The 19,410-nt window shown below is 73.0% G+C and carries 19 protein-coding genes; 12 read left to right on the top strand and 7 right to left on the bottom strand.

What is annotated here, in order from left to right:
- Positions 1 to 65: 65 nt before the first annotated feature.
- Positions 66 to 1,322, top strand: coding sequence for a cytochrome P450 (locus tag L2C96_RS08000; protein WP_237335710.1), 1,257 nt, complete (start codon positions 66 to 68; stop codon positions 1,320 to 1,322).
- Between the two features lie 121 nt (positions 1,323 to 1,443).
- Here the strand turns inward: L2C96_RS08000 and L2C96_RS07995 are convergent, their stop codons facing one another.
- Positions 1,444 to 2,994 (bottom strand): T6SS phospholipase effector Tle1-like catalytic domain-containing protein, encoded by a 1,551-nt coding sequence (locus L2C96_RS07995; RefSeq protein WP_237335709.1) that lies wholly within the window; start codon positions 2,992 to 2,994, stop codon positions 1,444 to 1,446.
- A 155-nt stretch (positions 2,995 to 3,149) separates the two neighbouring features.
- Between L2C96_RS07995 and L2C96_RS07990 the strand changes: the two genes are divergently transcribed.
- Positions 3,150 to 4,676: an Nramp family divalent metal transporter gene (locus tag L2C96_RS07990; protein WP_020418580.1), complete on the top strand. Its 1,527-nt coding sequence runs from the start codon at positions 3,150 to 3,152 to the stop codon at positions 4,674 to 4,676.
- On the opposite strand, the gene L2C96_RS07985 is transcribed toward L2C96_RS07990, so the two are convergent.
- Positions 4,673 to 5,839 carry a metallophosphoesterase gene (locus tag L2C96_RS07985; RefSeq protein ID WP_237335708.1) on the bottom strand — a complete coding sequence of 389 codons (1,167 nt, stop codon included), beginning with the start codon at positions 5,837 to 5,839 and terminating at the stop codon, positions 4,673 to 4,675. The genes L2C96_RS07990 and L2C96_RS07985 overlap by 4 nt on opposite strands.
- Positions 5,840 to 5,943: 104 nt before the next feature.
- Between L2C96_RS07985 and L2C96_RS07980 the strand changes: the two genes are divergently transcribed.
- The 4 genes from L2C96_RS07980 to L2C96_RS07965 are packed head-to-tail and all read left to right on the top strand — an operon-like array spanning position 5,944 to position 10,220.
- Positions 5,944 to 7,359 (top strand): ABC transporter substrate-binding protein, encoded by a 1,416-nt coding sequence (locus L2C96_RS07980; RefSeq protein WP_237335707.1) that lies wholly within the window; start codon positions 5,944 to 5,946, stop codon positions 7,357 to 7,359.
- A gap of 5 nt (positions 7,360 to 7,364) precedes the next feature.
- Positions 7,365 to 8,402 carry an ABC transporter ATP-binding protein gene (locus L2C96_RS07975; RefSeq protein ID WP_020418583.1) on the top strand — a complete coding sequence of 346 codons (1,038 nt, stop codon included), beginning with the start codon at positions 7,365 to 7,367 and terminating at the stop codon, positions 8,400 to 8,402.
- Position 8,403: 1 nt separating this feature from the next.
- A complete protein-coding gene (locus tag L2C96_RS07970; protein ID WP_237335706.1) occupies positions 8,404 to 9,342 on the top strand; it encodes a carbohydrate ABC transporter permease in 939 nt (312 codons plus the stop codon).
- Positions 9,339 to 10,220 (top strand): carbohydrate ABC transporter permease, encoded by an 882-nt coding sequence (locus L2C96_RS07965; protein WP_020418585.1) that lies wholly within the window; start codon positions 9,339 to 9,341, stop codon positions 10,218 to 10,220. The genes L2C96_RS07970 and L2C96_RS07965 overlap by 4 nt, the downstream gene beginning before the upstream one ends.
- Here L2C96_RS07965 and L2C96_RS44400 read toward each other — a convergent pair whose 3' ends face one another.
- On the bottom strand, positions 10,221 to 11,966 hold the full coding sequence (locus tag L2C96_RS44400; RefSeq protein WP_272882179.1) for a serine/threonine-protein kinase: 1,746 nt from the start codon (positions 11,964 to 11,966) through the stop codon (positions 10,221 to 10,223).
- 94 nt (positions 11,967 to 12,060) lie between these two features.
- Positions 12,061 to 12,978: an NHL repeat-containing protein gene (locus L2C96_RS07955; protein ID WP_237335705.1), complete on the bottom strand. Its 918-nt coding sequence runs from the start codon at positions 12,976 to 12,978 to the stop codon at positions 12,061 to 12,063.
- A 113-nt stretch (positions 12,979 to 13,091) separates the two neighbouring features.
- Between L2C96_RS07955 and L2C96_RS07950 the strand changes: the two genes are divergently transcribed.
- Together L2C96_RS07950 and L2C96_RS07945 are read left to right on the top strand one after the other, a co-directional pair.
- Positions 13,092 to 13,475, top strand: a complete 384-nt coding sequence (locus tag L2C96_RS07950; protein WP_237335704.1) for an ArsR/SmtB family transcription factor — start codon at positions 13,092 to 13,094, stop codon at positions 13,473 to 13,475.
- A complete protein-coding gene (locus L2C96_RS07945; protein ID WP_237335703.1) occupies positions 13,435 to 14,064 on the top strand; it encodes an SRPBCC family protein in 630 nt (209 codons plus the stop codon). Before L2C96_RS07950 ends, L2C96_RS07945 begins: the two co-directional genes overlap by 41 nt.
- A 286-nt stretch (positions 14,065 to 14,350) precedes the next feature.
- Here the strand turns inward: L2C96_RS07945 and L2C96_RS07940 are convergent, their stop codons facing one another.
- Together L2C96_RS07940 and L2C96_RS07935 are read right to left on the bottom strand one after the other, a co-directional pair.
- Positions 14,351 to 14,809 (bottom strand): carboxymuconolactone decarboxylase family protein, encoded by a 459-nt coding sequence (locus L2C96_RS07940; protein WP_237335702.1) that lies wholly within the window; start codon positions 14,807 to 14,809, stop codon positions 14,351 to 14,353.
- Positions 14,810 to 14,833: 24 nt separating this feature from the next.
- On the bottom strand, positions 14,834 to 15,601 hold the full coding sequence (locus L2C96_RS07935; RefSeq protein WP_237335701.1) for an AAC(3) family N-acetyltransferase: 768 nt from the start codon (positions 15,599 to 15,601) through the stop codon (positions 14,834 to 14,836).
- Between the two features lie 113 nt (positions 15,602 to 15,714).
- On the opposite strand from L2C96_RS07935, the gene L2C96_RS07930 reads away from it, so the two are divergent.
- Positions 15,715 to 16,263: a L,D-transpeptidase gene (locus tag L2C96_RS07930; protein ID WP_237335700.1), complete on the top strand. Its 549-nt coding sequence runs from the start codon at positions 15,715 to 15,717 to the stop codon at positions 16,261 to 16,263.
- 46 nt (positions 16,264 to 16,309) lie between these two features.
- Positions 16,310 to 16,678: an STAS domain-containing protein gene (locus L2C96_RS07925; RefSeq protein ID WP_237335699.1), complete on the top strand. Its 369-nt coding sequence runs from the start codon at positions 16,310 to 16,312 to the stop codon at positions 16,676 to 16,678.
- 4 nt (positions 16,679 to 16,682) lie between these two features.
- Here L2C96_RS07925 and corA read toward each other — a convergent pair whose 3' ends face one another.
- Positions 16,683 to 17,654, bottom strand: coding sequence for a magnesium/cobalt transporter CorA (gene corA, locus L2C96_RS07920; protein ID WP_237335698.1), 972 nt, complete (start codon positions 17,652 to 17,654; stop codon positions 16,683 to 16,685).
- A 60-nt stretch (positions 17,655 to 17,714) separates the two neighbouring features.
- Here corA and L2C96_RS07915 point away from each other — a divergent pair, with 60 nt between their 5' ends.
- Positions 17,715 to 18,716: a Gfo/Idh/MocA family protein gene (locus L2C96_RS07915; RefSeq protein ID WP_237335697.1), complete on the top strand. Its 1,002-nt coding sequence runs from the start codon at positions 17,715 to 17,717 to the stop codon at positions 18,714 to 18,716.
- A gap of 16 nt (positions 18,717 to 18,732) precedes the next feature.
- Positions 18,733 to 19,410, top strand: a complete 678-nt coding sequence (locus tag L2C96_RS07910; protein ID WP_237335696.1) for a GNAT family N-acetyltransferase — start codon at positions 18,733 to 18,735, stop codon at positions 19,408 to 19,410.

Genomic DNA, 19,410 nt, shown 5'->3' with positions numbered 1-19,410 from the left:
TTCCCGGGTAGCCTGAAAAAGGCCGGAATCGAATCTCCGCGGAATTGTCGTCGCCGGAGGTGGAAATGATGTCCACGACCACCGTCCCCGCCCGCGCCGCAGTTCCCCGCGCGGCCCTGCCCGACGCGCTGGCGGTCGGCGCGCTGGTGCTGGCGCCGAACCTGGCGCAGGGGCTGTTCGCGCGCAGGCCCGCCGTGGTCCGGGCGGCGGCGGCCGCCGGGGTGGACGGCGCGGCGGTGCGGCAGCTGTCGGCGATGGCCAGCCGGAGCACGCGGCCGGTGCGCGTCGGCGGGACCGTGCTGCTGCTCGACCCGCGCGACGCCGACCGGGTGCTCGAGGGGCCGGTCGACGTCTACGCGGGCGATCCGGACCCGAAACGCCGTGGCATGGCGCACTTCCAGCCCGGCGCGGTGACGATTTCGCGGGGCGAGGCGTGGCGGGAGCGGCGCCGGTTCACCGACGCGGTGCTCGCGTCGGCGCCCGCCCTCGCGCCGCGGGTGGCGGAGTGCGTGGCGGAGGAGATCGCCCGGCTGCCCGCGCGGACCGGGTGGCGGCCGTGGAACCGGGCGTTCCAGCGGATCGCGCGCCGGATCGTGCTGGGCGACGAGGCCGCCGGCGACGACGCGCTGTCGGTGACGCTGGAGCGGATGATGGCCGAGGCGAACCGGTTGCCGCGCCGGCCGTCCCGGCGCCTGCCGGCCTTCCGCGCGAGCGTCGAGGGCCACCTGGAACGGGCCGAGCCGGGCAGTCTGGCCGCGGCGATCGCCGACACGCCAGCCGGTCCGGACACCGAGTCGTGCGCGCAGGTGACGCACTGGCTGTTCGCGCTCGGCGACACCCTGGCAGCCAACGCGCTGCGGGCGCTCGCGGTGCTCGGCCAGCGCCCGGCGGACGCCGAACGAGCCCTGGCGGAGGCGGACCACGCGGCGGCGTGCCTGCAGGAGACGATGCGGCTGTGGCCGACCACGCCGATGCTGTCCAGGGAGACGCGCGCCGAGGTGGTGTGGGACGACGGGACGGTCCTGCCTGCCGGGACGCGGATCCTGGTGGTGAACACGTTCTTCCACCGCGCCCCGGCGCACGTGCCCGACGCGGACGCCTTCGTGCCGGAGCGGTGGCTGGAGGGCACGCCGGCGGGGGTGAACCACTTCAGCCGCGGCCCCCAACGCTGCGCCGGAGCAGACCTGGCTGTGCTCACCGGCAGCGAAGCGCTCCGGGCGGCGTTGATGCGGACCCTGACCATCCGCACCCCGCGGCTACCCCCGGAGCCGCCGATGCCGTACGCGCTCGACCACTTCCGCATCGAAGCCGTCCTCGCGTAGAGCCGCGTCACCGTCAGCCGGCCCGGGGCGGTGGTTCGACAGCCCGCCCCCGGGGTGAACCAGTTCAGCCGCGGCCCCCAGCGCCGCCCGCCGCGACCGGCTCGCCGCTCGGATCGAGAAGCTACAGCCGCGTCACCGTGAGGCGCACCGCGCCGGAGTTGCGGCCGTAGAAGCCCCACGCGTCGTTGGCGAAGGCGTAGAAGTACCCGGGCTCGGTGACCTCGTGGGCGGTGCCCGTGCCGATCGCGATCCGTTCGTGCTCGGGGTCCGCGCCGCTGCGGTCGCTGTCGTTGGCGACGTAGCCGACGAGGAACAGCCACGGCAGGTCCACCTCGCGCGGCGCCAGCGGGGCGTGCGCGCCGCGGGCGCCCCGCACGAGCCGGTACAGCCCGACCGCCTCGCCGACCGCGGTGCCCGCTAGCCGGCGCAGGCTCAGCCCCCGCAGCAGCGGGATCCCGCGCGGCCCGCACCAGTCCACCCCGTCCGACCACTGCCCCGCCGCGGCGAAGGTGTACCGGCCGGGCTCCAGGTAGAGCCCGGTGTCGGTCCACAGCTCCTCCGCCGCGACCTCGACCGTCGCCTGCTGGCCGCTGCCCAGGATGCGCGTCCGCCGGTACGGGCCGCCCGTGATCGGCTGCGCCTGCTGCCGTTCCAGCGCCGACGGGTCCAGCGCCCCGCCCGGGCCGCCGGGCACGACGGGGGGCACCGCCCGCGGCCGGTGGTGCAGACCGACCTCCAGCAGCGGCTGCAGCAGCGGGTCCACCAGCGGCGGCGCGACCCCGAACACGCCGCGGTCGTCGTCGTGCAGCACGCCCGCGGGGTCCGGCGCGAGGCGGGCCAGCGCGGGCGGGTGGAAGGCGATGCCGGCGCACTTGGCCGCCTCGTCGGTCATCCACTGCAGCGAGATGTCGCTCAGCCCGGTCTCCCGGTGCCCGCCGCCGACGTCCATGTGGCTGCCGGGGAACCAGCGTTCCGCCATGTCGGTGCTGCCGTTGGGCGTCCACCGCGTCGGGGTGAAGGGCCGTCGCCACTCGTCCAGCGCCAGCGCGTGCCGCGCGTACGGGATGTGCGGGTTCAGCTCGACGTCGTGGAACCGGTAGCGCGAGCCCGGGGTCAGTTCGCTGAGCCCGGCGAAGTAGCCGGGCACGCCGAGCGCGCCCACGGTGTCCCACACGCCGATGAAGTCGATCGGGATGTCCGCGGCCCGCTCCGGGTCGAAGTGGAACCGCAGGCCGGCGCGCCACGTGTCGCCGGGCGAGCGGGTGCGGTAGTGCCGGTAGGCGCGGGCGGCCAGCAGCCCGCTGGTGCGCGAGTCGACCTCGCGCAGGTCGAGCAGGCCCGACTCCTTCACCAGCCCGGCGAGGCTGCGGGCGGTGAAGGCGCCGCGGCTGAACCCGAACAACGCGATCTGGTCGCCGGGGCGGTAGGTGGTGCACAGCCACAGGTAGGCGGACACGATGTCCTTCGGCAGACCGGCGCCGATCGCGCCCGCGGCGAGCCTGCTCAGCAGCCCGCCCCGCGTGCCGACCCCGCGCCGGTAGCTCGACAACTGCTCGCGGCCGCTGCTGTCGGCGGCGGCGAGCGCGTTGTGCAGGCGGCGCACGTTGGTGACCGCGTCCAGTTCGGGGTCGCACCAGGTGCCGTCGCAGCACACGATCAGCCTTCGGGACATGACCGTCCTCCCCGTCGAGGGCCTCCGCAGCGGTATAGCCAACCGCGGCCTGAGCCGCCTAGAGCCGAAGGTCACGATCTGCGCGCGGACCCTTGACCAGGCGCGCGCCGAGGTGCTTACTGCCCGGAAAGTCCGTATCGGGCTCGGAGGTGGTCATGGTCGGCGCATCCGGAAGGCCGGTACCCCCGGCCGCGGTCGGTGAGCACCAGATCGGCGTCAGCAGGCCCCCGCTCGCGGTGGACGACCTGCCGGAGCCGGAGGAGGTGTTCCGGGTCCGCCGGCTGGGGCCGGCGCAGGTCGTCCAGTTCGTGATCGGGCCGAGCCTGATCGCGCTGGGCATTTCGGTCGGCAGCGGCGAGTGGCTGCTGGGGCCGCAGGCGGTGGGCACGTTCGGGTTCGTCGGGGTCGGCTGGGTCATCACGGTTTCCGCGCTGCTGCAGACCTTCTACAACGTCGAGGTCTCCCGCTACGTGGTGGCCACCGGCGAGGTGCCGATCGTCGGGTTCGGGCGGGTGCCGCCGGGGGCCAAGCTGTGGATCCCGTTCTCCTTGCTGGTGCTGTACTTCGCGTTCATCTTCGGCGGCTGGGCGGCCGGCGCGGGCCAGGGGCTGTTCGCGCTCATCGCGGGCCGCCCGCACCGCTCCGGCGAACTGGAGTACGTCCGCCTGCTCGGCATCGGGCTGCTGCTGGTGGTCTTCCTGATCACGGTGCTGGCGCGCAAGATCTCCCGCAGCCTGGAGCTCGCGAACTGGCTGATGGTCGGCGCGATCATCGTCATCCTGCTGGTCGTGACGCTGGCGATCGTGCCGGGATCGGTGTGGTGGGACGGGATCCGCGGCCTCGTCACGCCCGCCGCGCCGCCGGAGGGCATCACCGCGACCCAGCTGGGCGGGCTGGCCGGGTTCACCGCGCTGGCGTCCGGGCTGAACTGGTACGTGATGAACCACTACCGCGACAAGGGTTACGGCATGGGCTACCGCGTCGGGTTCATCGCGGGCCTGCGCGGGGAACGCAGCCAGCTCCGGCACGTCGGCGTCACCTTCCCCGACGACGCGGCGAACACGAGCCGCTGGCGGCGGTGGTACCGGCTGCTGCTGGTGGACCAGTGGGCGGTGTTCTTCGTCGGCGCGATGATCGGCATGCTGCTGCCGACGGTGCTGATGTCGCACATCGTGGCGACCAGCGGGCAGCGGCCGACGACGGCGAACGTCCCGACGTTCACCGCGACGCAGCTCGGCGCCGAGTACGGGACGTGGATGTTCTACCTGATGCTCGTCGTCGGCGTGCTGATCCTGTTCTCCACGCAGCTGGGCATCTTCGAAGCGCTGGTGCGCAACTTCACCGACGCCACGCACGCGTCGAGCCCGCGCATCCGCCGCCTGATCGAGGGCGACCCGCGCCGGTTCTACTTCCCGTTCATGCTGCTCGTGCTGGCGGTGATCGCCGGCGCGATGCACCTGGCGCTGCCCACGGACCTGGTCCAGACCTCGGCGAACATGTCGAACCTGGGCGCGCTGATCTTCCCGTTCGCGTTGATGTACCTCAACTCGCGGCTGCCGAAGGCGGCGCGGCCCCGGCCGTGGCACTACGTGATCCTGGTGCTGAACTTCCTGTTCTTCGGGTTCTTCTTCGTCAACTTCGTGTACGAGCTGTTCACCGGAGGCGCCCTGGTCAAGTTCTAGCGCGACGCCAGGCGGACCACCGTGATGTCGGGCGGGGCGCCGACCCGCACCGGTGGTCCCCACGCCCCCGCGCCGCGGGTGACGTAGAGCTGCGTGCCGCCGTGGCGGGTCAGCCCGGCCAGGGTGTGCTGGATGCCGGACACCACCAGGTGCCCCGGCCAGAACTGCCCGCCGTGCGTGTGGCCGGACAGCTGGAGGTCCACCCCGTGCGCCACCGCCTCGCCGATCAGGATCGGCTGGTGCGCCAGCAACAGCGTGGTCCGCGCGGGATCCCGGCCGCCGAGCGCCTTCGCGAAGTCCGGGCCCTCGCCCTCGTCGGCGCTCACGTCGTTGACGCCGGCCAGGTCGAAACCGGGCAGCTCGACGCGCTCGTTGGCCAGCAGCCGCATGCCGAGGTTCCGCACGTGGTCCACCCACTGCCCGGCGCCGGAAATGTACTCGTGGTTGCCGGTCACGAAGAAGGTGCCGTGCCGCGAGCGCAGCCCGGCCAGCGGCGCCACCGCGGGCGCGAGGTCCTCCACGTCGCCGTCGACCAGGTCGCCCACGACCGCCACCAGGTCCGGCGCGGTCACGTTGATCGTGTCCACCACGTGCTGCGCGAACCCACGGCCCAGCAGCGGGCCGACGTGGATGTCGCTGACCACCGCGATGCGGAACCCGTCCGCACCCGGCGGCAGTTTCGCCAGCGGCACGGTCACGTCCAGCACGCGGGGCCCGCTGAACAGGCTGTGCACGCCGTAGCCAACGGTGCCCGCCACCGCGGCGACGGTCGCGCCGCCCACGACGCGTGACACGAACACCCGCCGCGTCACCGCCGTCTCCTCCGGCACCGGCCCGGTGTCGCGGCGGGCGAGCCGGCGGCGCAGCAGCGGGCGCACCACCTCGCCCGCCAGCAGGGCCAGCAGCAGGTAGACGCACACCGCCATCCAGAGGAACCCGGGCCACGACACCACCTGGACCAGCCAGTACGGCCCGTCGGCGAACTCGCTCAGCGGCGCGGCCACCATGAGCACCGGCCCGGCCACGAGCGTCCCGGTCGCGACCCGCCGCCACCCCGAGCCACGCGGCAGCGCGTCGCGGACCAGGCGGCGCCAGGCCCACCAGTGGAACGCGGCCACCGCCGCCAGCGCGACGACGAGCACCACGGCGATGATCACGACCACGCGGCTCGCATCCCAGATCGGTCACGGAGTGTGTTCCGGATCACATTACCGCTACACTATCTGGCTACGCTTCCCGAGCCACCCCCACGGGGAGGAGTCGACAAATGAACGACTTCTTCGGTTCACGGCACACCAGGCGGGACGTGCTGCGCGCGGCGGCAGCCCTCACGCTGGGGTCGGCGGCGCTCGGCGCCTGCGCCTCGGAGGAGGACGCCGGCGGTGTGGGCACCGCGCCGGGGCAGGCGCCGCAGGAGGTCTTCACCGAACCCACGGCGAGGCTCTCCGGCGATCTGCGGATCCTGCTGTGGAGCCACTTCGTGCCCAGCCACGACGAGTGGTTCGACCGGTTCGCGCGCGACTGGGGCTCCCGCGTCGGCGTCAACGTCACGGTCGACCACATCGACCAGGCCCAGATCCCGACCCGCATCGCGGCCGAGATCCAGGCCCGCCAGGGGCACGACCTGATCCAGTACATCGCGACGCTGTCCCAGTTCGAGCCGAGCGTGCTGGACATGAGGGACCTGGTCGCCGAGGCGAACCGGCGCTGGGGCCAGCAGCTGCCGCTGTGCGAGAAGTCCAGCCGCAACCCGGCGACCGGGAAGTTCTACGCCTACTCCCCCGGCTGGGTGCCCGACCCCGGCAACTACCGCCGCTCGCTGTGGGAACCGGTCGGGATGCCGAACGGTCCGTCCACCTGGGACGAGCTGCTCACCGGGGCCGCGGAGATCAAGCGCAGCAAGGGCGTCCCGCTCGGCCTGGGCATGTCGCAGGAGATCGACTCGAACATGGTGCTGCGGGCCCTGATGTGGTCCTACGGCGCCTCGGTGCAGGACGAGAACGAGCGCGTGGTGATCAACTCGCCGGAGACGATCGCGGCCATCGAGTACATGACGCGGCTCTACCAGCAGGCGATGACGCCCGAGGTGTTCTCCTGGAACGCGGCCAGCAACAACCAGGGCCTGGTCGCGGGCAAGCTGTCCTACATCGTCAACTCGATCTCGGCGTGGCGCACCGCGGCGACCTCCAACCCGGACGTCGCCGACGACACCTTCTTCGTCCCGGCGCTGCGCGGGCCGCAGGCGGCGCTGGCCGCGCAGCACGTGCTCTACAACTGGATCGTCCCGCAGCACGCGACCGGCGCCGACGCGGCGAAGGAGTTCCTGCTGCACTACACCGCCAACTTCAAGGCGGCCACCTACGCGTCCAAGCTGTACGACTTCTGCGCGTGGTCCGGCCTCACGCCGGAGCTGCCCGGCTGGCTCGCCGCCGACCCGTTCGGCTCGAAACCGCCGGACAAGCTGAAGCTGCTGGCCGACGCGATCCCGTGGAGCGCCAACATCGGGCACCCCGGCCCCGCCAGCACCGCGATCGGCGAGGTGTTCAGCACGTTCGTCGTGCCCAACATGTTCGCCAGGGCGGCACGCGGCGAGATGACGCCGCAGCAGTCGGTGGCCGAGGCCGAGAACCAGGTCAACGCCATCTTCGCGAAGTGGCGCGCGGCCGGGCTCGTCGGCGGCTGAGTGCCATGGCGGTCGTCGAGGTCCGGGAACTGGTCAAGGAGTTCGACGGCGGGCGGGTGCACGCCATCGACGGGGTGAGCCTGGCCGCCGCGGCCGGCGAGTACCTGGTGCTGCTCGGCCCCTCCGGCTGCGGCAAGACGACGCTGCTGCGCACCATCGCCGGCCTGGAGCAGCCGACCAGCGGGGACGTGCTGATCGGCGGTCACGTGGTGACCGGGCTGCCGCCGCGGGCGCGGCAGATCGCGATGGTGTTCCAGAGCTACGCGCTCTACCCGCACAAGACGGTGCTGGCCAACATCGTCTTCCCGCTGCGCGCGGCCGGCATGGAGCGCGACGAGCGGGAACGCAAGGCGCGCTGGGCGGCCGGCCTGCTGGGCATCGAGCAACTGCTGGACCGCAAGCCGCGGCAGCTGTCCGGCGGCGAGCGGCAGCGGGTCGCGCTGGCGCGCGCGATGGTGCGCGACCCGCAGGTGTTCCTGCTCGACGAGCCGCTGTCCAACCTGGACGCCAAGCTGCGGGCCAGCGCCCGGGACGAGCTGAAGCGCTTCCAGCAGGACCTGGGCACCACCACGATCTACGTGACCCACGACCAGGCCGAGGCGATGGGCCTCGGCGACCGGATCGCGGTGCTCAACGCGGGCCGGGTGTGCCAGGCCGGCCCGCCGGTGGAGGTCTACGACGACCCGGCCGACACGTTCGTCGCGACGTTCATCGGCTCGCCGCCGATGAACCTCATCCCGCACGACGGCAGGCTCGTCGGGTTCCGCCCGGAGCACCTGCTGCCCGCGGAGGTGGTCAGCGGCGAGCGGGTCACGGTGCCGCTGGAGGTGGACCGGATGGAGTACCTCTCCGGCGACCGGCACGTGTACGGCACGGTGTCCCGCATCGGCGAGCGCACCCGCGTCGTCGCCCGGCTGCCGGCCACTGTGGACACCCCCATCACGCCCGGGGAGACGCACTCCTTCGCCGTGCCCGCGCGGCGGCTGCGGTTCTTCGACTCCGCGACGGGGCAGCGGGCGGCCCCGGTGCGGCTGGACGGCTGACATGGCGACCACCGCGGACACCGCCACCCGGCCCGGGGTGACCACCGCGCGCCGCCGGATGGCCGACCGGGACGGCGTGCTGGCGTGGGCGTTCCTGGTGCCCAGCATCCTCTACATCGTCGCGCTGATCGGCGTGCCGTTCGTGCTCGCCATCGCGTTCGCGTTCTCCGACGTGAGCGCGGGCGACCCGTCGTTCGACTGGGTCGGGCTGCGCAACTTCGAGGCCGTGCTGGACGACCCGGTGTTCTGGCGGTCGCTGCGCAACACGTTCCTGTTCACGGCCGTGTCGATGGTGCTGATCGTGCTGCTGGGCAAGGTGCTGGCCAACATCCTGGTCGCCGACTTCCGCGGCAAGTGGGTGGTGCGGTTCCTCGTCCTGCTGCCGTGGACCACGCCGGTCGCGCTGTCGTCGATCTCGTGGCTGTGGCTGCTGGACTCGATCTACTCGCCGATCGACTGGGTGCTGCGGCAGCTCGGCGCGCTCGGCCCGGCGGAGAACGCGTACTGGCTCGGCCAGCCGGGCCTGGCGATGGGGTCGCTGATCGCGGTGCACGTGTGGCGGCTGGTGCCGCTGGCCGCGGTGATCATGATGGCCGGGCTGATGTCGATCCCGAAGGACATCGACGAGGCGGCCCGCGTCGACGGGGCCGGGTACTGGCGCCGGATGTTCGAGATCACCGTGCCGCTGGTGCTGCCGGTGGCCGCGATCGCCGCGTTGTTCGGCGCGATCTTCACGTTCACCGACATGGCCGTGGTCCGGGTGCTCACCCGCGGCGGGCCGAACGACGCCACGCAGGTGCTCGCGAGCTGGGCGTTCTACCGCGGCATCGACGGCGGCGACGTGGCCCAGGGCGCGGTCATCGCGTTGTTCCTGTTCCCGCTGCTGCTCGCCGCCGCCGTGCTCATCCTGCGCGCGGTGCGCCGGATCGAGGTGCGATGACCACCATCGAGGAGGCTTCCCGGCAGCGGCGCCGCTACGCGCGGCGGCACACCTCGGCGCGGATCGGGCTGTACGTCGCGGCGATCCTGGCGGCCCTGATCTGCGCGGCGCCGTTCCTGTGGAGCCTGATCACCGCGTTCAAGCAGAACCGGGACCTGTACAACCCGGTCAACAACCCGTTCCTGTTCAACCGGCCGCCGACGCCCGACCACGTCACCTACCTGTTCACCGACACCGCGTTCGGCACGTTCGTGGTCAACACCCTGCTGGTCGGGGTGCTGGTCGTGCTGATCACGCTCGCGTTCGGGCTGCCAGCCGCGTACGCGCTGGCGCGGCTGGACCGCCCGTGGTCCGGGCCGATGGCGATCGGGATCTTCCTCGTCTACCTGGTGCCGCCGAGCCTGTTGTTCCTGGCGCTGTCGCGGATGGTGGTGGCGGTCGGGCTGCAGGACTCGACGTGGTCGCTGGTGCTGGTCTACCCGACCATCACGATCCCGGTGTCGACCTGGTTGCTCATGGGGTTCCTCAAGACGATCCCGAAGGACATCGAGGAACAGGCGATGGTCGACGGGTACAGCCGGGTGGGCGCGTTCCTGCGCGCGGTGGTGCCGCTGGCGTTCCCCGGGATCGTCGCGGTCGTGGTGTTCGCGTTCACCCTGACCGCGAGCGAGTTCATCTACGCGCTGGCGTTCGTCGCGCCGACGGGCCAGATGCCGGTCAGCACCGGGGTGCCGACGCAGCTCATCCGGGGCGACGTGTTCTTCTGGCAGTCGCTGCAGGCCGCGACGGTGCTCGTGGCGGTGCCGATCGCGTTCGTCTTCAACTGGTTCCTGGACCGCTTCGTCGCCGGGTTCACCATGGGCGCGGTCAAGGAGTGATCAGCTCATCGTGCCGAGGATCTGCTCGTTCCACCAGTAGTAGAGGTGCTCTAGCTGCTCCGGGGTGACGGCGTCCGGCGAGGACAGGTTGCCGACGATCAGCGTGCGCGTGTCGACCCACCACAGCTGGCCGGCGCCCTGGGTGGTGAAGCAGGTGAGGAACTCACCGTCGAGCGGGCCGGCGGTGTCGCGGTAGTAGAGGCCGTAGATGTTGGAGCGGCTCAACGGGTCGCAGCCGCCGTGCCCGTCGTCGCGGCGCAGCTGGAACGTGGTGACGAGCTGCTGGAAGAAGGCGTCCTGCGCGGCGCGGTCGGCGAAGGAGTGGAAGTAGGCCTCCGCGGGCGGGCCCCAGCGCGGGTTCCAGGTGTTGGACTCGGTGCACATCACCGTGGCGAGCGCGCCCTCCTGGCGGTATTCGGCGCCGGTGCGGCAGCTGGCGTTGCCGCGGTAGGCGGTGGGGATCGCGGCGAGCAGGGCGGTCTCCGGGTCGGCGGCGGTGCTGGTCGCGGTCGTGGGTTCGCTGCTCGATGTGGTGGGCTCGGTGGTGGGTTGGCTGGTTGTGGGCTGGGTCGTGGTGGTGCCCGCGCCTGCCTGGCCGCCACCGCCGCGGTTGAGCAGCACGACGGTGACCACGGCCGCGATCACCAGGACCGCCGCGACCGCGGTGATCCACACCGCGCGGTGCGGGGGTCCGGTGTGGACGGATGCGCCCGCTCGTGGTGACGGGTGCGCGCCGGGCGTGCTCCACGCGGCCTGCGTCGTACCGGCGGGCGGGGTGCCCAGCGGCGGCCGACCGCCGGGCGGTGTCCCGGCGGGCAGCGCTCCGCCGGGCAGCGCTCCGGCAGGCGGTGCCCCGGCGAGCAGCGCTCCGGCAGGCGGTGCCCCGGCGGGCGGCGCTCCGCCAGGCGGCGTCGGGGGCGCGGCCCAGCCCGGCGCGGCGAGCGCCTGCCGGGCGGCGGCGATCAGCTGCCCGGCCGTGGCGAACCGCTCCGCCGGGTCCTTCGCCATGCCGCGCAACAGCACGTCGTCCAGCGCGGGCGGCAGGTTCGCGAGCGTGGACGCACGCGGCGGCGGGTCCTGCAGGTGGGCGCGCACCTGGGCGAGCGGCTCGGCCGCGGGGAACGGCCGCCGCCCGGTGAGGCACTCGAACAACACGCACGCCAGGGCGTACACGTCGACCCGGCCGTCGACGGGCGCGTCCCCGAACCGCTCCGGCGCCATGTAGTCGAGCGTGCCGATCACGGCGCCGGACTGCGTGATCGCGGTGGCGTCCGGCCCCGCGCTCCGGGCGATCCCGAAGTCCACCAGGTACACGAAATCGGCCGGCGTCACCAGGATGTTGGACGGCTTGACGTCGCGGTGCACGAGCCCGTCGGCGTGCGCCGCGTCGAGCGCGCCGGCCACCTGGGCCAGCAGCGCCAGCGCGCGGGCGGGAGGCATCGGGCCCGCCGCCAGCATTTCCTTGAGGTCGGTGCCCTCCACCAGCCGCATGTCGAGGTAGAGGCGGCCGTCGATCTCGCCGAACGCGTGGATCGGGATGACGTGCGGCTCGCGCAGCCGCGCCACGATCTGCGACTCGCGGCGGAACCGCGCGCGGTAGGCCTCGTCGGCGACGAACGGTTCGCTGAGCCGTTTCAGCGCGACGACGCGGTCGTGCGCCGTGTCGTAGGCGCGGTGCACCTCGCCCATCCCGCCCCGGCCGAGCAGTTCCTCGATGCAGTACGGGCCGAACGTCTCGGCGGACATGGCGCTCCCGGGCAAGATCGGCGGACCAGCCGATCGTAGCCACGGCGGGGCGCGGGCGGGCGCGTTGCCGGGAAGCACCCGCCCGCGCCGGGAGTCAGAACTTTTCGACCGCCACGGCGTTGTAGGTGGTCTCCGGCGTCGGTGGCGTGGTGAAGCGGGCGTTGACGAGGTAGAAGCGCTTGCCCCACTCGGCGACGGTGGCCGGGACGTCGAAGCGCGGGTCGCTCCGCTGTTCGACGAGGCGGGCGCTGGTGCCGTCGGCGGACAGCTCCAGCTTGGCCAGCAGGTTCAGGCGGTTCTGCACCGCGTACAGGGTGCGGCCCTCGCGCAGCAGGCCGTCGTTGTTCGGCAGGGCGGCCACGTCGACCTGGGTGGTGACACCGGTGGCCGGGTCGATGCGGAACAGCAGGCCCGTGTTGGACTGCCCGGCGATCAGGGCCTTGCGGTCGGGTGTGGTGACGATGCCGTTGAGGTTGGTCTCGCCCGCCACGACCGCGAGGTCCCCGGTGAGCGGCACGTGGACCGCTTCGGCGGGGAGTTCGCCGTTCCGGCCGAGCGGCAGCTTGTAGAGCACCGGGCGGCGGGAGTCGGTGAACCACACGGCGTCCTTGGTGATCACCAGGTCGTTGACGAACGTGTCGGTGGTCTGGAACCGGTAGCTCGCGAGGACCGCGCCGGTGCGGGCGTCGATCACGCGGGCGTCGCCGCCCGTGCCGCCCGCGACGAACAGCCGGGCGTGCCGCGAGTCGACCTTGATGCCCAGCGAGGGCGTGCCCGGCCCCGGCGACAGGAGGCTTCCCCGGCCGGTGCGGAGGTCGACCTGCTGGATGCGGCCGTCCACGCGGGAGCCGAAGTAGGCGGTCGGCCAGGCGCCGATCGCGATGCCTTCCGGCTGGAACCCGGCTGGCAGGGCCAGTTCGGCGGGGAACGCCCCGGGCCGGGCCGTCGCCGGCGCCACCGACAGGGCGCCGATCGCCAGCAGGGACAGGACCAGTGTGCAGACGCGTCTCATCCGCGGACCTCCTCCGTGGTGCTGTGCCGTCTCCGGCCCAGTTTGTCCGGTACCCCCGGGTCCGACAATCTTAAGTATTGACTTATATAATCCGGGACTGACAGACTGGGCGTGTGCACGCGTTCGATGTACTGGGCGACCCGGTTCGCCGGCGGATCCTGGAGCTCCTGGCCGACGGGGAACAGCCGTCGGGGGCGATCGCCGCGGCCATCCGGGAGGAGTTCGGCATCTCCCAGCCGGGCGTCTCCCAGCACCTGCGCGTGCTGCGGGAAAGCGGTTTCACGACTGTGCACGTGGCCGGGACGCGCCGGCTGTACGCGGTGAACTCCGAGCCGCTGCGGGAGGCCGGGGAGTGGCTGGAGCGGTTCCGCCACATCTGGGACCAGCCCCTCGACGCGCTCGCCACCGAACTGGCCCGCGGCAAGCGGGAACGACGACTCAGGCAGGAGAAGGACCATGCGCGACATCGCGAACCACCTGAAGGCGATCCACCGTGAGGTCCGCCGCGGCACGACGACCGGGGGCGAGACGGTCACCGTCCTGGTGCGGCGCCGCTACGACGCCACCGTCGAGGACGTGTGGGACGCCGTGACCGACCCGGCGCGGGTGCGCCGCTGGTTCATGCCGCTGACCGGCGACCTGCGTGAGGGCGGCTCGTTCCAGCTGGAGGGCAACGCCGGCGGCGACATCCTGACCTGCGACGCGCCCCGGCTGCTGAGAGTGACCTTCGGCGGGCCGACCAGCGTGGTGGAGGTGCGCCTGACCGGCGACGGCGAGAGCACCGAGCTCGAGCTGGAGCACACGGTGCCGATCGAGATCGCCCAGAGCGGCGCGGGAGCGTTGTTCGTGGGCCCCGGCTGGGACGGTGCGCTGATGGCACTGGCGCTGTACTTCGCCGGGGAGGCGCCCGAGGACCCCGTGGCGGCCGCGAGTTCCCGCGAGGCGCAGGAGTTCTGCGCCGGTTCGGTGACCGAGTGGAGCACGGTGGTGGAGGACTCCGGCACGGCCACCGCGGAGGAGATCGCGGGCGCCGCGCAGATCTCGATGGCCCAGTTCGCACCCGACCTGACCGGCGAAGCCCAGTAGCGGCACCGGAAGCCAGGCGCCGGGGGCCGCCTCCCCCATCGGCGGCGGCTCGCCGGGAGCTGATCGGGCCGACGGCGGGCACCACCCCTGACGGCCGCCCGCCGCCGGAGTCAGCTCCGGTGTGGCCCCCATCGGCGGCGCGGCTCGCCGGGAGCCAATCGGGCAAAGGCCCTGCCTCGCCGACGAATTGACCTCCGGCGTGATGCGGCATCACCCCATCGCCGCGCCGCCCGCCGAGAGCCGAGCGCGTGAGCCCGGCACCGACACCGATGCCGGGCCCGCCGCCTCACCACCGCGTTCCGGCCGGCTCCCTGATCGTCACGTTGATCCGGTTGAACAGGTTGGTCAGCGCGATCGTCAGGATCAGCCCGGACAGCTCCCGCTCGTCGAAGTGGTCGGCGGCGTCGTCCCAGACGGGGTCCGGCACGCCGTCGCCGGTGCGGTCCGACAGGCGCGTCGCGGTTTCGGCCAGCGCCAGGGCGGCCCGCTCGGCGTCGCTGTAGAACGGGGCCTCCCGCCAGGCCGCGACGTTGTGGATGCGCTCCTCGCTCTCCCCCGCCTTCCGCGCCTCCTCGACGTGCCCGTGCACGCACGCCGCGCAGCCGTTGATCTGGCTGACCCGCAGCCCGGCGAACTCCCGCACCCCCGCGGGCAGCCCGCTCGCCTCGATGGCCTTCATCAGCCCGCCGATGCCCTTCATCGCCTCCGGCAGCACGTACGCCGGGTTCTTCATCCGTGTGGTCATGATTCCCTGACGGATCGGCGCCGGTCAGTGTGACCGCCCCAGCAGCTCGTCCAGCCGCCGCACGGCGAAATCCACCAGCGGCCGCGCCGGGAGGAGACGGCACCGCGCCCGGCCCACCTCCGCCTCCCGCACCCCGTGCACGCGCTCGAACTCGCGCCCCACCACCGGGAACAGCGTGCCGTTGTCGTTGGCCACGTCCAGCGTTTCGCACCAGATCCGCTCGCCGTCCACCAGCCGCGGGAACCGGCGCACCTTCAGCCGCCGATGCCGCGCCAGGGTCTCCGCGTGGTGCAGGAAGCTGTTGCGGTCGTGCCCCACGCCGATCAGCAGGATCGACGCGTCCAGGTCGTACAGCTTCGAAAACGGCGAGCCCGCGCCGAGGGCGAAACCCAGCGGTTGCGCGGCGACGACCTCCCGGGCGTGCGCGCCGATCGCCGCCACCGAGGCCTGCGGATGCCGGCTGCGCACCGCGCCGGGCCACTGCCGCACCGCCTCCGCGACCGCCCCCATCTCCGAGGGCGTCCCGGCGTCGAACAACGGCACCGCGTCGCGCCGGGCGCGGATCGCGGTGTCCGGCGCCCCGCGGTGGTCCGGGTCCGGGTCGGCGATCCGCGGCGTGAACGCCGGAGCGGCCACCGTTCCCGCCTGCCCGGCCGCCGCCACCAGGCTCGCGACCACGACACGGGCGCCGCCGGGGACCGGCCCCAGGCTGGACAGCGACGCGTGCACGATCACCGCCGTCCCCTCGGCCAGCCCGAGCTCGCGCCAGCCCGCCACCAGATCGAGCCCCATGCCGCCACCCCTTCTCGCCGCGTCAAACCTTCCCCGGGGATCATTCACCCGAAGTCGTGGAAACCCGCCGGAATCCGGCGACCGGACCGGTTCAGCACCGCTAGGGTGCGGCCGTGGCACCGCTTCGCTCCACTTCCTCCGGTCTTCAGCGCCAGGCCTGCTTGACCACCCTCGCCGCGCTCGCCCTCGTCGCCGGGTGGGCCGTTCTGGAAGCCGCGCCGGCCGAAACCGCCGCCGCGCCCGCGCCCCGCCCGGTTCCGCCGCCGATGCCGCTGTCCAGCGCCGCCGCGCCAGCCCCGCGCACCGAACTCTGCCCGGACACCGCGCGCGCCTGCGTCGACGAGGAGCGGCGCGTGAGCTGGCTCCAGCACGACGGCGAGATCACGCACGGCCCCGTCCCGATCATGCCCGGCGCCGCCGACGCCCCGGACTCCGTCGCCACCCCGCGCGGCGTCTTCCGCGTCGAGTGGAAGGACGCCGAGCACACCAGCGCCGAGTTCGGCGACCCGATGAACCGCTCGGTGTTCTTCGCCCCCGGCGGGATCGCCCTGCACGAGGGCAGCCTCGACGCCCCGTCGCACGGGTGCGTCCATCTGTCGGCCAGGGACGCGGCCCTCTTCTACGACGCCCTGCCGGTGGGCGCCGAGATCGCCGTGTTCTGAAACGACCGGATCGATTTCCCGGTGCCGCCGTGTCACCATGAAGGCGATGCAGTCCCCCGGCAGCCCTCAGCCCGGCCCCGGCGCTCCCTTCGCCGTCACGGTTCAGGAGCGGGAGGCCGCCCTCGTCGTGCAGACCTCCGGCGAGCTCGACGCCTCCACCGTGCCGCGGCTGCGCGCGATCATGCGCGGCGTGCTGACCGGCGCGCCCGCGGTGCTGGTCGTCGACCTGTCCGGCGTGACGTTCCTCGGCTCGGCCGGGATGCACCTGCTGCTGGAGATCCAGGACCTCGCCGGGAACGCCGACGTGCGCTTCGTCGCGCAGGGGCGCGGCACCGTCAAACCGTTGCGCCTCACCAGGCTCGCCGACGTGCTCGACCTCTACCCCACCCTCGCGCAGGCGCTGCGCCCGGCGTGAGGCGTCACAGCCAGTCGCGCCGCTTGAACATCGCGTACAGCGCGCCGGACAGCGCCAGGATCACCGCGGTGGAGAGCCAGAACCCCCACGGCCGCTCGAATCCCGGGTAGGGCACGTTCTGCCCGTAGAAGCCGGTGATCGCCGTCGGCACCGCGATGATCGCCGCCCAGCTGGTCACCTTCTTCATGATCAGGTTGAGCCGGTTGCCCTGCAGGCTCAGCTGCGTCTCGCGGATCGTGGTGACGAGGTCCCGCAACGACTCCGTCCACTCCGACGCGCGCAGCACGTGGTCGTAGACGTCCTGGAAGTAGGGCATCAGCGTCTCGTCGACGAGGTGGTGGTCGCGGCGCATCAGCGAGTTCACCACCTCGCGCATCGGCAGCACGACCCGGCGCAGCGACACCAGGCTCTTGCGCAGCCGCAGCGATCGGCGCTGCATGTCGGTGTGGTCGACGTGCTCGGCGAACACCCCGTCCTCGAGCGACTCGATCTGGTCGTCCATCGCCTGCACCGCGTCGAAGTGGGTGTCCACGATGTAGTCGAGCAGGCCGTGCACGAGGAAACCGGTCCCGCCCTTGGCGAGGTCGGCGGAGGCGTCCCAGCGCTGCACGACCGCCTCGATGTCGAAGTGCTCGTCCTTGCGGACCGTCACCAGCGCGCGGTCGGTGAGGAACGCCGCCAGCTCGCTGTCGGTCAGCACGCCGGTCGCGGTGTCCAGCCGCACGGCGTAGGCGGTGAGGAACGCGTGAGTCTCGTACCGGTCGAGCTTGGGCCGCTGGTGCTCGTGCACGGCGTCCTCGACGGCGAGGCGGTGCAGGCCGAGCTCCTCGCTGATCGTGGCGAGGTCGGCTTCGGTGGGCTTGACGAAGTCGAGCCACACCACCGCCGCCGGGTCCTGGAGGTGGTCGGACAGTTCGGCCGCCGGGAAGTTCTCGGCTTCGAGAACTCCGTGGCGGTACACGCGGGTGCGAGCCATGCCCCAACGCTAGGCTGTGCGGCGGACGTCCGCGCAGCAACGGATCTGGGGGCTTTCCCGGTGGAACCACTTCGCATCGGCATTCTGGGCGCGGCCCGCATCGCCGGGACCGCCATCGCCGCGCCGGCCCGCGAGACCGGGCACCGGCTGGTCGCCGTCGCCGCGCGGGACCGCGGCCGCGCCGAGGCGTTCGCCGCCGAGCACGGGGTGGAACGGGTCGCCGCCGGCTACGCCGAGCTGCTCGCCGACGACGAGATCGACGTGGTGTACAACCCGCTGCCGAACGGGCTGCACGGGCCGTGGAACCTCGCGGCGGTGCGCGCCGGGAAGCACGTGCTGAGCGAGAAACCGTTCGCCGCCAACGCCGAGGAGGCCGGCGAGGTGGCCGCCGCGGCCGAGGCGGCCGGGGTGCGGGTCATGGAGGCCTTCCACTACCTCTACCACCCGGTCCTGCTGCGGCTGCACGAACTCTTGGCCTCCGGCGAACTGGGCGAACTCCGCGCCGCCGAGGCCGAACTGCTCATCCCCGCGCCCGCCGACGGCGATCCCCGGTGGTCGTTCGAGCTGGCGGGCGGGGCGCTGATGGACGTGGGCTGCTACGGCTTGCACGCGCTGCGCGGTCTCGCGCCGTGGGCGGGCGGCGAACCGGTGCTGGAGTCGGCGACCGGGACGGCGCGGCGGCCCGGGGTGGACCAGGCGGTGGACGCGCGGCTGGCGTTCCCCGGTGGCGCGACCGGCATCGTGCGGTGCGACATGGCCGCCGCGGAGGTCCGCTTCCGCCTGCGGCTGACCGGCACGCGTGGCGAGGCGACCGCGGTGAACTTCGTGCGCCCGGACACCGACGACCGGGTCCTGGTCGGCGACCGGGTCGAGCACCTGGGCCGCCGTCCGTCGTACTCCTACCAGCTGGAGGCCTTCGCGGCGCACGTCCGCGACGGCGCGCCGCTGCGCAACGACCTCGCCGACGCCGTCGCCACGATGACGTTGATCGACGAGTGCTACCGCGCCGCCGGCTTCCCGGTGCGTCCCCGCTCACGTGTGGAACCGGTGCCGGGCGGCTGACCGGTAACGTCGGGTCGTGAGTTCTGTTCTGGACAACCCGGCCTTCGCGTCGCTGACCGGTCCGCACGCCCGGTTCGCCGAATCGCACGGAACCGCCGTGCGGTACGACCCGGAGGTCTCGCCATGGGCGGGCATGCCGGACGACGCGGACGAAACGGCCTGGAAGGACCTGGCGGAGCTGGCCGGGCCGGGCGGGGTGCTGGCGCTGCCGGGGCCGCCGCTGCCGCCGCCCGCGGACTGGGCCGTGGAATTCGGCGTGCCGGGCGTGCAGATGGTCGCCGAATCGGCCGACACCGCGCCGGATCCGGAGGCGGTGCGGCTGACCGCGGCCGACGTGCCCGAGATGCTCGCGCTGGCCGAGCGGACCCGGCCGGGGCCGTTCCTGCCGCGCACCGTGGAACTGGGCACCTACCTCGGGTTCCGCCACGAGGGGCGGCTGGTCGCGATGGCCGGGGAGCGCATGCACCCGCCCGGGTTCACCGAGATCAGCGCGGTCTGCACGGACGCGGAGTTCCGCGGGCAGGGGCTGGGCACGCGGCTGGTGCTCGCGGTGGCGCACGGGATCCGCGAGCGCGGCGAAACGCCGTTCCTGCACGCCGCGGCGGACAACACCAGCGCCATCCGCCTCTACACCGCACTGGGCTTCCGGCTGCGCCGCGAGATCGACTTCGTCGGGGTGCGGGTGCCGGCCTGA

Origin of the sequence: Amycolatopsis tucumanensis, assembly GCF_021654135.1 — a bacterium.
Taxonomy (GTDB): Bacteria; Actinomycetota; Actinomycetes; order Mycobacteriales; family Pseudonocardiaceae; genus Amycolatopsis_E; species Amycolatopsis_E tucumanensis.
Note: the sequence above shows the minus strand (reverse complement) of the source record. Positions and strands in the feature narration are given on the sequence as shown.

Coding starts and splice junctions, on each gene's coding strand:
- L2C96_RS08000 (WP_237335710.1), top strand. CDS start 66: ATGATGTCCACGACCACCGTCCCCGCCCGCGCCGCAGTTCCCCGCGCG.
- L2C96_RS07995 (WP_237335709.1), bottom strand. CDS start 2,994: ATGTCCCGAAGGCTGATCGTGTGCTGCGACGGCACCTGGTGCGACCCC.
- L2C96_RS07990 (WP_020418580.1), top strand. CDS start 3,150: ATGGTCGGCGCATCCGGAAGGCCGGTACCCCCGGCCGCGGTCGGTGAG.
- L2C96_RS07980 (WP_237335707.1), top strand. CDS start 5,944: ATGAACGACTTCTTCGGTTCACGGCACACCAGGCGGGACGTGCTGCGC.
- L2C96_RS07975 (WP_020418583.1), top strand. CDS start 7,365: ATGGCGGTCGTCGAGGTCCGGGAACTGGTCAAGGAGTTCGACGGCGGG.
- L2C96_RS07970 (WP_237335706.1), top strand. CDS start 8,404: ATGGCGACCACCGCGGACACCGCCACCCGGCCCGGGGTGACCACCGCG.
- L2C96_RS07965 (WP_020418585.1), top strand. CDS start 9,339: ATGACCACCATCGAGGAGGCTTCCCGGCAGCGGCGCCGCTACGCGCGG.
- L2C96_RS44400 (WP_272882179.1), bottom strand. CDS start 11,966: ATGTCCGCCGAGACGTTCGGCCCGTACTGCATCGAGGAACTGCTCGGC.
- L2C96_RS07955 (WP_237335705.1), bottom strand. CDS start 12,978: ATGAGACGCGTCTGCACACTGGTCCTGTCCCTGCTGGCGATCGGCGCC.
- L2C96_RS07945 (WP_237335703.1), top strand. CDS start 13,435: ATGCGCGACATCGCGAACCACCTGAAGGCGATCCACCGTGAGGTCCGC.
- L2C96_RS07940 (WP_237335702.1), bottom strand. CDS start 14,809: ATGACCACACGGATGAAGAACCCGGCGTACGTGCTGCCGGAGGCGATG.
- L2C96_RS07935 (WP_237335701.1), bottom strand. CDS start 15,601: ATGGGGCTCGATCTGGTGGCGGGCTGGCGCGAGCTCGGGCTGGCCGAG.
- L2C96_RS07925 (WP_237335699.1), top strand. CDS start 16,310: ATGCAGTCCCCCGGCAGCCCTCAGCCCGGCCCCGGCGCTCCCTTCGCC.
- corA (WP_237335698.1), bottom strand. CDS start 17,654: ATGGCTCGCACCCGCGTGTACCGCCACGGAGTTCTCGAAGCCGAGAAC.